Genomic DNA, 1,880 nt, shown 5'->3' with positions numbered 1-1,880 from the left:
AGAAGTCTTGGGGCGCGGCGTGTCACCGACTGCGTTGATAGAAAAACAGCAGCGCAGCCAGCACGGCCACAAGACTCAGACCGGTTTGCAGTCCGTCCGGCAGGCCAAGCTCAAGGCGGCTGAAGCCCAGGCTGGCGGCCAGCGCAATGCCGACGCCGGTCAGGGCCTCGCCGGCAATGGCCCCCGAGGCCAGCAGCACGCCGGGCTGAGAGGCGGCAGTTTCCGAGCGGTGCAGGAGGGCGGACAGCAGGCCGCCCAGAAAAATCGGAACGCTCAGCCCGAACGGCAGATACATGCCGACCGCAACCGGCATGAGGTGGAGCCGGAAAGCCACCCCCCGTCGGGCGAGCAACCGGTCCACCCCAACCAGCACGAGGCCGATCATGGCTCCAATCCCGACCAGATGCCACGGCAGCTGACCGTCACCAAAAAAACCGCGCGCCAGGCTGGCAAACAGTTGCGCCTGGGGCGCGGCGAGCTCCTTGCCGCCAATGCCGCCGGGCGTATAATCGTGCAGCAGTTGCAGGACAGGCGCCATAATCAGCGCGGCCACGGCCACGCCGCCGATCTGCATGATTTGCTGGCGACGGGGCGAGGCGCCGACCAACTGGCCGGTCTTGAGGTCGTTGCACACATCACCGGCTGTGCAGGCCGTGCAGCACACCACCGCGGCCACACCCAGGATGGCCAGCATGCCGGTCGTGCCCGTAAAGCCAAACAGGACGAGCATCAGCCCGGTAGCCAGTACGGTCGTGATAGTCATGCCCGAGACCGGGCTGTTGGAGTTGCCGACCAAGCCAACGATATAACTGGCCACCGCAGTAAAAAAGAGCGCCATGACGAACATGATCGTGGTGGCCGTCAGGGTCACGTCCAGCCGTCCGGTAAACAGAAAATACACACTGCCGGTCAGGACCAGGCAGCCCAGAGCCAGGGCGCCGATCCAGGCCAGCGGCATATCCTGAGACACGTCCCGAGCTCCTGTCCGGGCAGCCGGCAGCAGCGCCCGCACGGCTTCCCCCAAGCCGCTCCACACCTGCCCGATGGTCACCACGCCACCCACGACCATGGCGCCGACCCCGATATAGCGCACCTGCTGTGACCACACCGCGTAGGCGCGTTCAACCGGATTTTCGGGGCTGGAGATGTCGGCACTTAAAATGGGCAGGGTCAGCAGCCAACCCAGCCCGCCTCCCAGAAAGACGAGGGCCGCGATATTGAGCCGGACGATCAGGCCCACGCCCAAGAGGGCAACGGACAGATCGCTGCCCAGATAGACCACGCTCTTGCCCACCAGCCAGGCTCCTTCGAGCGTGCCCTTGAGCACGCCGACAAAACTTACCAGCGCCTTGAACACAAAGCCAAACAGGGCTCCCTGAATGACCTGGCGGGCTTCCCGGTCACCGGCTTTTTGACCGGTTTGCAGCACCGCGGCACACGCCACGCCTTCGGGAAAGGGCAGGCTGTCGGCGGTGACAAACACCCTACGCATCGGGATCATGAGCACAATCCCCAGCAGGCCGCCGGCCAGGGCAACCAGCGTGGTCAAGACCATATCAAACTCGTGCCAGACGCCGACCAGGACCAGGGCCGGCACGGTAAAAATAATGCCGGCGGCCAGAGACTCACCCGCGGACGCCGCAGTCTGGGCCTGGTTGGCTTCAAGCACCGACTGTCTGCCCAGCAGAACGCGCAAGAGCAGCATGGAGACTACCGCGGCCGGAATGGAGGCCGACACTGTCATGCCGACCTTGAGGCCCAGATAGACGTTTGCCGCACCCATGATCACGGCCAAGGCGAGCCCTACGGAGATGGAGTAGACCGTCAGTTCTTGCCGCATACGCTGTCACTTAGCCTGTTCTTGGCAATGTCGAAAGACT

Annotated in this window: 1 protein-coding gene; it reads right to left on the bottom strand. The window is 64.3% G+C overall.

Annotated features, from left to right (window positions below; all coding sequences use genetic code 11):
• Nucleotides 1-22: 22 nt before the first annotated feature.
• Nucleotides 23-1,840, bottom strand: a complete 1,818-nt coding sequence (locus tag J4F42_22690; protein MCE2488331.1) for an oligopeptide transporter, OPT family — start codon at nucleotides 1,838-1,840, stop codon at nucleotides 23-25.
• Nucleotides 1,841-1,880: the final 40 nt, after the last annotated feature.

Source organism: Desulfurellaceae bacterium (genome assembly GCA_021296095.1).
In the GTDB taxonomy this organism is placed as follows: Bacteria; Desulfobacterota; Binatia; order Bin18; family Bin18; genus JAAXHF01.
The sequence above is the reverse complement of the archived record's forward strand: the minus strand, read 5'-3'. Positions and strand labels throughout refer to the sequence as shown.